Source organism: Streptomyces sp. NPDC086554 (assembly GCF_040686095.1).
Taxonomy (GTDB): Bacteria; Actinomycetota; Actinomycetes; order Streptomycetales; family Streptomycetaceae; genus Streptomyces.
In genome coordinates, this window is sequence record NZ_JBFBJK010000025.1 from 126816 (window position 1) to 136553 (window position 9738).

The 9738-nt window shown below is 68.4% G+C and carries 3 protein-coding genes, 1 tRNA gene and 1 rRNA gene; 1 reads left to right on the plus strand and 4 read right to left on the minus strand.

What is annotated here, in order from left to right; genetic code table 11:
* Positions 1–175: 175 nt before the first annotated feature.
* Entirely contained in the window at positions 176–5686 is a 5511-nt protein-coding gene (locus AB0O76_RS34125; protein ID WP_365499417.1) for a HAMP domain-containing protein, read from the minus strand.
* A 274-nt stretch (positions 5687–5960) separates the two neighbouring features.
* Here AB0O76_RS34125 and AB0O76_RS34130 point away from each other — a divergent pair, with 274 nt between their 5' ends.
* Positions 5961–8624, plus strand: coding sequence for a SpoIIE family protein phosphatase (locus tag AB0O76_RS34130; RefSeq protein WP_365499420.1), 2664 nt, complete (start codon positions 5961–5963; stop codon positions 8622–8624).
* A 77-nt stretch (positions 8625–8701) separates the two neighbouring features.
* Here AB0O76_RS34130 and AB0O76_RS34135 read toward each other — a convergent pair.
* The 3 genes from AB0O76_RS34135 to rrf form a co-directional block, all read right to left on the minus strand.
* Positions 8702–8774: transfer RNA gene (locus AB0O76_RS34135), tRNA-Thr, on the minus strand.
* A 95-nt stretch (positions 8775–8869) separates the two neighbouring features.
* Entirely contained in the window at positions 8870–9532 is a 663-nt protein-coding gene (locus tag AB0O76_RS34140; RefSeq protein WP_365499423.1) for a DegT/DnrJ/EryC1/StrS family aminotransferase, read from the minus strand.
* A gap of 115 nt (positions 9533–9647) precedes the next feature.
* A 5S ribosomal RNA gene (rrf, locus tag AB0O76_RS34145) occupies positions 9648–9738 on the minus strand; the annotation flags it as partial.

Genomic DNA, 9738 nt, shown 5'->3' on the forward strand with positions numbered 1-9738 from the left:
CCTTGTGCCGGTCATGGTAGCCGCACCCCGCCTGTCGCCACACCCTGTCACCGCGATGTCACCGTGCACGTAGCAGAAACGCGGTGGGAGACCAGAAGGTTCCCCGAATACCGTGGTTCTACACGGCTTCGGCCACACTCTGTCAGCAACTCCGCGTAATGAAGACCCTTCTCGGTCACTCCCCGCGCATCCACTGCTCCATCACCGAGAGCAGATGATCCGGGTCGACCGGCTTCGTAACGTAATCGGAAGCGCCGGAGTCGATGGCCTTCTCCCTGTCGCCCTTCATCGCCTTCGCGGTGAGCGCGATGATCGGGAGCCCGGCGAACTGCGGCATCCTGCGGATCGCCGTGGTCGTCGCGTACCCGTCCATCTCCGGCATCATGATGTCCATCAGCACGACCGTCACATCGTCGTGCTGTTCGAGGACTTCGATGCCCTCACGGCCGTTCTCCGCGTACAGCACCGCGAGCCCGTGCTGTTCCAGGACGCTGGTGAGCGCGAACACATTGCGGATGTCGTCGTCGACGATGAGCACCTTCTCGCCGCCGAAGTGGTGGCCGGGACGCGCCTCGGGCGCCTCCTGTCCGGCCGCCCACTGCTCCTGCGATCGCTGCTCCGGTGAGTCCGCCGCCGCCTGGCCGGGCAGCGCGGGCGACTGCTCGGTCGAGGCGGGTGCGGAGCGCCTGCGGCGCCGGAAGAGCGTGCCGGGCGCAGGCATCGCGTCGAGCCGCCTCGGCGCCTCCTCGCCCCCCTGCGGGGACTGCTCGGCCGTGGACGAGCCCTCCTCCAGGGCGGGCCGCCCCGCCGATCCCGGCAGCGGTGCCAGCTGTGCGTAGCCCTGGGGCGGCAGTTCGCTCGGGTGCAGCGGCAAATAGAGCGTGAACGTGGAGCCGCGGCCCGGCTCGCTCGCCGCGTGGATCTCACCGCCGAGCAGCCGCGCGATCTCCCGGCTGATGGAGAGCCCGAGTCCCGTACCGCCGTACTTCCGGCTGGTCGTGCCGTCGGCCTGCTTGAACGCCTCGAAGATCACCCGCATCTTGCTGGCGGCGATACCGATGCCGGTGTCGCTCACCGAGAAGGCGATCAGATCCGCGTCCGCGTCGCGCAGCGAACCCGCCTCCAGGAGCTGTTCGCGGATGGCGTTGGGCACATCGGCGTTCGCGTGCCGGATCACCAGCTCGACCGCTCCGGAGTCGGTGAACTTCACCGCGTTGGACAGGAGGTTGCGCAGCACCTGAAGGAGCCGCTGCTCGTCCGTGTGCAGTGTCGCGGGCAGCTCCGGAGACACCCGTACGGAGAAGTCGAGGCCCTTCTCGGCGGTCAGCGGCCGGAAAGTGGCCTCTACGTAGTCGACGAGTTGGACGAGCGCGATGCGTGTCGGGGAGACGTCCATCTTGCCCGCCTCGACCTTCGACAGGTCGAGGATGTCGTTGATGAGCTGAAGCAGGTCCGATCCTGCGCCGTGGATCGTCTCGGCGAACTCGACCTGCTTGGGGGTGAGGTTCGCGTCGGCGTTGTCGGCGAGCAACTTGGCAAGGATCAGCAGGGAGTTGAGCGGCGTACGCAGCTCGTGCGACATGTTTGCCAGGAACTCGGACTTGTAGCGCATCGACACCGCCAGCTGCTCGGCGCGCTCCTCAAGGACCTGCCTGGCCTCTTCGATCTCGGTGTTCTTGACCTCGATGTCGCGGTTCTGCTGGGCGAGCAGCTCGGCCTTCTCCTCCAGTTCGGCGTTGGAGTCCTGAAGCGCCTTCTGCCGGTTCTCCAACTCCGCCGAACGCTCCCGCAGTTGCTCGGTCAGCTCCTGCGACTGCTTGAGCAGCACCTCGGTCTTCGTATTGACGCTGATGGTGTTGACGCTCGTCGCGATCATCTCGGCGATCTGGCTGAGGAAGTCCTTCTGGATCTGCGTGAACGGCTGGAAGGCGGCCAGCTCGATCACGCCCAGTACGGTCCCTTCGAAGAGCACCGGAAGCACGATCACCTGGGCGGGCGGCGCCTCCCCGAGGCCGGACGCGATCCGCAGATAGCCGGACGGCGCGTTCTCCACGAGGATCGTGCGCCGCTCCTGCGCGGCCGTGCCGATCAGCGTCTCGCCGGGCCGGAAGGACGTGGGCATGGAGCCCATGGAGTAGCCGTAACTGCCCATCATGCGCAGTTCGTACGCGTCTCCCTGCTCGGCGCCCGGCTCCGCGCTGTCGTCCGTGGGCAGCGCCAGGAAGAAGGCTCCGTGCTGCGCGGAGACGACCGGCGTCAGCTCGCTCATGATCAGCGAGGCGACGTCCTCCAGGTCGCGGCGGCCCTGCATCAGACCGGAGATGCGGGCGAGGTTGCCCTTGAGCCAGTCCTGTTCCTTGTTGGCGAGGGTGGTGTCGCGCAGGTTGGCGATCATGGAGTTGATGTTGTCCTGCAGGACCTGGATCTCGCCCGCCGCGTCCACGTCGATCTTCAGGTTCAGGTCGCCGCGGGTCACCGCGGTGGCGACCTCGGCGATGGCGCGCACCTGACGGGTCAGGTTCCCGGCCATCTCGTTCACCGACTCGGTGAGGTCGCGCCAGGTGCCATCGACGTCCCGTACGCGGGCCTGACCGCCCAACTGCCCTTCCGTGCCCACCTCGCGGGCCACGCGCGTGACCTGCTCGGCGAAGGACGACAGCTGGTCGACCATCGTGTTGATGGTCGTCTTCAGCTCGAGGATCTCGCCACGGGCGTCGATGTCGATCTTCTTGGTGAGATCGCCCTTGGCGATCGCGGTGGTGACCATCGCGATGTTGCGGACCTGGCCGGTGAGGTTGGAGGCCATGCCGTTCACGGACTCCGTCAGGTCCTTCCACGTACCCGACACTCCGGGCACCCGGGCCTGACCGCCGAGGATGCCGTCCGTGCCCACCTCGCGGGCCACGCGGGTCACCTCGTCGGCGAACGAACTCAGCGTCTTCACCATCGTGTTGACGGTGTCGGCGAGCTGCGCGACCTCGCCGCGCGCCTCGACCGTGACCTTCTTGGTGAGGTCTCCGTTGGCGACCGCCGCCGCGACCTGGGAGATGTTGCGCACCTGGCCGGTCAGGTTGTTGGCCATCAGGTTGACGTTGTCGCTGAGGTCCTTCCAGGTGCCGGTGACGCCCGGGACCCGCGCCTGGCCGCCCAGGTTGCCCTCGGTGCCCACCTCGCGGGCCACGCGGTTCACCTGCTCGGCGAAGTTCGAGAGCTGGTCGACCATCGTGTTCACGGTCGTGACGAGCTCGAGGATCTCGCCCTTCGCGTCGACGGTGATCTTCTTGGAGAGGTCGCCCATGGCGACGGCCGTGGTGACCTCGGCGATGTTGCGGACCTGAAGGGTCAGGTTGTTCGCCATGCCGTTCACGGACTGCGTGAGGTCCTTCCAAGTGCCGGAGACACCCTGCACCTCGGCCTGGCCGCCCAGGATGCCGTCCGTACCCACCTCGCGGGCCACCCGCGTCACCTGCTCAGCGAAGGCCGAGAGCTGGTCCACCATCGTGTTGAGGGTGTTCTTCAGCTCCAGGATCTCGCCGCGCGCGTCCACGTCGATCTTCTGCGACAGATCACCACGCGCCACCGCGGTGGCGACCTGGGCGATGTTGCGCACCTGGGCGGTGAGGTTGCCGGCCATGCCGTTCACCGAATCGGTCAGATCGCGCCAAACTCCGGCCACGCCGGGCACCTGCGCCTGCCCGCCGAGACGGCCCTCCGTGCCCACCTCACGGGCCACCCGCGTCACCTGATCGGCGAAGGCGGAGAGCTGGTCGACCATCGTATTGATGGTGTTCTTCAGCTCCAGGATCTCGCCGCGCGCGTCCACGTCGATCTTCTGCGACAGATCACCACGCGCCACCGCCGTCGTGACCTGGGCGATCTGGCGTACCTGCGAAGTCAGGTTCCCCGCCATGAAGTTGACGGAGTCGGTCAGTTCCTTCCAGGTGCCGCTGACGCCGTCCACCCGCGCCTGGCCGCCGAGGCGGCCCTCGGTGCCCACGTCGCGCGCCATCCGCGTGACCTGGTCGGCGAAGGACGACAGCTGGTCCACCATCGTGTTCACGGTGTTCTTCAACTGAAGCATCTCGCCGGAGACGTCGACGGTGACCTTCTGGGACAGATCACCGTTGGCGACCGCCGTCGTCACCTGCGCGATGTTGCGGACCTGGCCCGTGAGGTTACGGAAAGCCGTGTTGACCGAGTCGGTGAGGTCCTTCCACGTGCCGGCCGCACCCTGCACCTGCGCCTGGCCGCCGAGCTCACCCTCGACACCGATCTCCCGCGCCACACGTGTCACTTCGGAACCGAAGGCGGAGAGCTGGTCCACCATCGTGTTCACGGTGTTCTTCAGCTCGAGCATCTCGCCCGCGACATCGACGGTGACCTTCTGCGACAGATCACCGTTGGCGACCGCCGTCGTCACCTGCGCGATGTCCCGCACCTGGGTGGTGAGGTTCCGGAAGACCGTGTTCACCGAGTCGGTGAGGTCCTTCCACGTCCCCGCCGCGCCCGGCACGTTCGCCTGACCGCCCAGCTGTCCCTCAGCACCGACCTCGTTGGCCACGCGCGTGACCTCGTCCGCGAACGTACGCAGCGTCTCGGTCATCTGGTTGATCGTCTCGGCGAGCTGGGCGACCTCGCCGCGCGCGCTCACCGTCACCTTCTGGGACAGATCGCCGCTCGCGACGGCCGTCGTGACCTGGGCGATCCCCCGCACCTGTGCGGTGAGATTGCCGGCCATAAGATTCACCGAGTCGGTGAGGTCTTTCCACACACCCGCCACACCAGGCACCTGCGCCTGGCCGCCGAGCTCGCCCTCCGTGCCCACCTCGCGCGCGACGCGGGTCACCTCGGAGGAGAACGACGAGAGCTGGTCCACCATCGTGTTGACGGTGTTTTTCAGCTCAAGCATCTCGCCGGCGACATGAACGGTGACCTTTCGGGACAAGTCACCCTTTGCCACAGCCGTCGTCACGAGAGCAATGTCACGCACCTGCGCGGTCAGCCGGTACGCCATGGTGTTCACCGAATCCGTGAGATCCTTCCACGAACCGGACATTCCACGCACCCGGGCCTGACCGCCCAGCTTGCCCTCGGTGCCCACCTCGCTGGCCACCCGCGTGACCTCGTCGGTGAACGTCGACAGCTGGTCGACCAGGTTGTTGACCGTGCGGCCGACCTTCAGGAACTCCCCGCGCAGCGGATGGCCGTTCCCCTCGTCCGCCGGCGCCCGCAGCTCCATGCGCTGCTCCAGGTCGCCGTCAGCGACCGCCGACAGCACACGGCCGACCTCGGACACAGGGCGTACGAGATCGTCGACCAGCGCGTTCGAGGCGTCGATCGCCGCGGCCCAGGAACCCTCGCTCGCGCCGCTCTCCAAGCGTTCCGTGAGCTTTCCCTCACGTCCGACCATGCGCCGCACACGGGAGATCTCACCGGTCAGATGCAGATTGCGGTCGGCCACCTCGTTGAAGACGGCCGCGATCTCGGACATGACGTCATCGCCGGAGACCGTGAGCCGCTTCCGGAAGTTTCCGTCCCGCATCGCCACGAGCGCCGCGAGCAGCCTGTTCAAAGCTGCTGCGTCCACTGACGTAGTTGCCCCATTGCGCGGTTTGCGCTGTTTACTCAGGGACTGTCCGTCTTTCGCGCGCGTCTTACTGCCCCGCGTCGCTGCGCCAGACTCCACTGTGTCCCTCCCGCAAGGGTCGACCGTCGTGCTCGGGTTACCTGGGCTGTCTCCAAGAAGCCTGCCCAGTGTTTCACCATGGCTGAACCAGGCCATAACAGTTCGGCAGCTTCGCACACCGTCCGCACACCCTCCGGGCGGAAACACTGACGACCGGCATCAGCATGGACGGCGAAGGTAAGTAACCTGGCATTCGGCTGTCCAACCACTCCGGTCCTGCCCGGCCTGGGTGGTGGCACACGTAACAAGCGGGCATCGGAGGGGCGGCCGCACCATGGTGGGAGATCTGGGCGTCGATACTCGTACGAGGAGTTCTGTGATCACCGCGCGCGCGGCTGCGACTTTCGACCCCGTCGGGCGGTCCGTCGCGACGGCCCGCTCCTTTGTCCGCGACACCCTCCAGGGCTGGGGGTTCACGGACATCGTCGACGACGCGGTCGTCCTCACCAGCGAGCTGGTCACCAACGCCGTGGTGCACGCGGGCACCGCCGCCGACGTCCTCTGTCTGCGCAGCGACGACGCCGTACGCATCGAGGTCTCCGACCACTATCCGGAACGCGAGATCCCACTCCAGCAGTCCGCGGCGAACATGGGCAGTCCCGACCGCGAGGGCGGCCGCGGCCTCCAACTGTGCGCGGCGCTCGCCACACGCTGGGGCGTCGACTACACCCCCACGCACAAGCAGGTCTGGTTCCAACTCGACCTCCCGGACCGCCCGGTGGGCACCCGCGCCGCGGGCCCGGCCCTCCCCTCCGAACTGCTCCCGCTCACCGACGGCAGAGTCCGCGTCGCGGTCGTCCAGATCGACCGCGTCGGCGCGATCTCCGCCTGGAACGAGGACGCGGAGGAGCTCTTCGGATACGTCGCCGAACAGGTCACCGGCAAGCCGCTCACCGACTTCGCCGCCTGGCCGCACACCCCGGGCACCAGCACCGGCATCGTGGAAGCCCTGCAACTCTCGCGCTGGGAGGGCAGTTACGGCATCCGCGGCTCCGACGGCCGAGTGACCCCGGTCTACGCCTCGCACCTGCGCGTCCGCGACACCGACGGCGAACCCTCCACGGTCTGCCTGCTCGTCCGTGACGACGAGCGCGCGGTCCTGCAGACCCCGCTGCGCGGCCCCGCCCCCGAGCCGGGCACGCTCACCGAGCCGCACGCCGCGGACCCCTTCGAGGTCTTCATCGGCTCCCCCGCGCCTGACGACCTCGACGGCCTCCTCCAGCGCACCGTCGAGCGCGCCCGCGACATGCTCGACGGCGACGCCGCCTTCCTGCTCCTCGCCACGGACGACGAGACGGAACTGGAGGTGCGCGCCTCCACAGGCCTGCCCTCCGCCCGCCAGCGCTTCGCCCGCGTCCCCGTGGAGGCGGGCCCCGGCCGCTACGGCTCCGCCCGCATGCCGGCCGTACACGAAGACCTGACGGTCGTCCCCGGCGCCGTCCCGCTCCTCAGCGGCACCGGCATGCGCTCCGTCGTCACGGTCCCGCTGAAGGTCGAGGGCCGCCTCACGGGCTCCCTCGGTGTCGCCGCCGAGTCCCCCGACCGGTACTCGAACGAAGAGGCACTGCGCCTCCAGTTCGCCGCCGACCGCATCGCCCTTGCCGTGGAGTCCGCGCGCCTCGGCGAGCTGGAGCGCCTGCGCCGCGGCTCGCTCTCCTTCCTCGTCGAGGCCTCCGACCTCCTCGCGGGCACCCTGGACCGCGACCAGACCCTGGCGCTCATGGCCCAGATGACGGTCCCGACCCTCGCCACCTGGTGCGCCGTCTACACGATCGCCGACCAGTCGTCGGAGCCCTATCTCTCGTACGTCCTCCACGAGGACGAGGAGCGCATCGACGGCCTGAAGGCGCTCCTCTCCAAGATCGCCCCTCCCGACCCCGTGCCGACCCCGGGAGCCCGCGTCTGGGCCGCCCCCTCGGAAGCGGCCCACCAGGCGGCCCTGCGCACCTCCATGCGCAGCCTCGGCCTCGGTGAGCCCCTCAGCCTGGCCTCGGGCATCGGCACGACGCTCTCCACGGCGTCGGCGGTCGGAGGCGAGACCGTGGTCCTCCCCCTGGTCGCCCGCAACCGCGTCATCGGCATGCTCACGCTGGGCAAGCCCTCCGACGAACACTTCCGCCAAGAAATCCTGGAATTGGCCGAAGATCTCTCCCGCCGAGCGGCCCTCGCCCTGGACAACGCCCGCCTGTACTCGGAGCGCATGGCCATCAGCCAGTCCCTCCAGCGCAGCCTGCTGCCGCCGGGGCTCCCCCAGGTGCCGGGCGTCGAGGTCGAGGTCATCTACCGCGCAGCGGGCGAGGGCAACGAGGTCGGCGGCGACTTCTACGACCTCTTCCCCATCCGTGACGGCGCATACGGCTTCGCGATCGGCGACGTCTGCGGCACAGGCCCGGAGGCGGCGGCCGTCACGGGCCTGGCCCGCCACGCCCTGCGTCTGCTCGCCCGCGAGGGCTTCGGCGGCCCCGCGGTCCTGGAGCGCCTGAATGCCGCGATCCTCGACGAGGGAGCCCGCAGCCGCTTCCTGACGCTCCTGTACGGGGAGTTGTGGCCCCAGGAGGACGGCTCGGCGGTCCTCAAGGTCGTCTGCGCCGGCCATCCGCTGCCGCTCCGGCTGCGCCAGGACGGCACGGTCGAGCCGTACGCGGAGCCGCAGCCGCTGCTCGGCGTCATGGACGACCTGGAGCTCTACGAACAGACGATGACGCTCGACCCGGGCGATGTCCTGCTCTGCGTGACGGACGGCGTCACCGAACGCCGCGAGGGCACGCGCATGCTGGGCGACGACGGCCTGGCGGACGTCCTCACGACGTGCACGGGCCTGACGGCGGGCGCTGTGGCGGCCCGCATCATGCGCGCCGTGGAGCGCTTCGCGACGGACGCCCCGTCGGACGACATGGCGATCCTCGCAATGCGGGTACCGGGCCTCCACAAGGACTGAAGCGGTCCCCGCTCCCCCTCCGGAAACGAAAAAGGTCCCCGCCCAACTGGGCGGGGACCTTCTCCACTTGCTCTCTGAGCCCCCAAGCGGAATCGAACCGCTGACCTTCTCCTTACCATGGAGACGCTCTACCGACTGAGCTATAGGGGCCTGCTGCGCTTCGCGGTTTCCCGCTCGGCAACGGAATAGATCATACCTGAATCCGAGGGCCCGCCGAACCGCCCATTCCCCTGCGTCGACCGCGACTAGAAGGCCGGCTGAAGAAGCCCGCCCAACGCATTGCACGCGGAGACGACACGCTGCAGATCCCGCCGGGACATCGACGCGTCGACGGGCAGCGCCAGCGTCTCGTCCGCGGCCCGCTCCGTCTCCGGCAGCGCCACGTCCCGCCGGAACTGCGGCATCCGGTGCACCGGAGTCTTCACGGGCACCCGGCACTCAACTCCCTTCGCCCGTACGGCGCGTGCGAACGCGTCCCGGTCGGGCCGCCCGTTGCCGGGCACGCGCACGACGTACTGCTGATAGCTGTGCGTGGCACCGCCGTCAGGGGTCACGACCCCGCTCAGCCGCCCACTGAGATAGGCAGCATGCGCCCGCCGCTGGGCGAGTTCGTCGTACGGAGCGTCCAACTCGCCCTGCTCGAGCACCAGAACCCCGTGGCGCTGGCCCACGTCCCGCATCCGCCCGACATCGGCCTGATTCCCGAAGCGGTGTACGACGATGACAGCGGCCGTACGCGCGGTCATGGCAGCGGCGACCGCGTCGGCATCGAGGCAGTACGTCGACTGCTCTATGTCGGCAAAGACGGGCATGGCACCGACGAGAACCACGGCCTCGGCGACCTCGGCGTTCCCGTACGCCGGCACGATGACCTCGTCACCGTGCCCGATGCCTGCGGCTCGCAACATTCCAACTGTCCCCATACCTGGGGATGTTGGTCGCACAACGTGAACGGCAAGTGACGCAAAACAAAAAAGAGCTGGTCCCTGAACCGAAGTTCAGGGACCAGCTCTTCTAATAATAGTTCGGCGGCGTCCTACTCTCCCACAGGGTCCCCCCTGCAGTACCATCGGCGCTGTGAGGCTTAGCTTCCGGGTTCGGAATGTAACCGGGC

Bases quoted from the DNA above. Each gene is read 5' to 3' on its own strand.
- AB0O76_RS34130 (WP_365499420.1), top strand. From the start codon at position 5,961: ATGGTGGGAGATCTGGGCGTCGATACTCGTACGAGGAGTTCTGTGATC.
- AB0O76_RS34140 (WP_365499423.1), bottom strand. From the start codon at position 9,532: ATGTTGCGAGCCGCAGGCATCGGGCACGGTGACGAGGTCATCGTGCCG.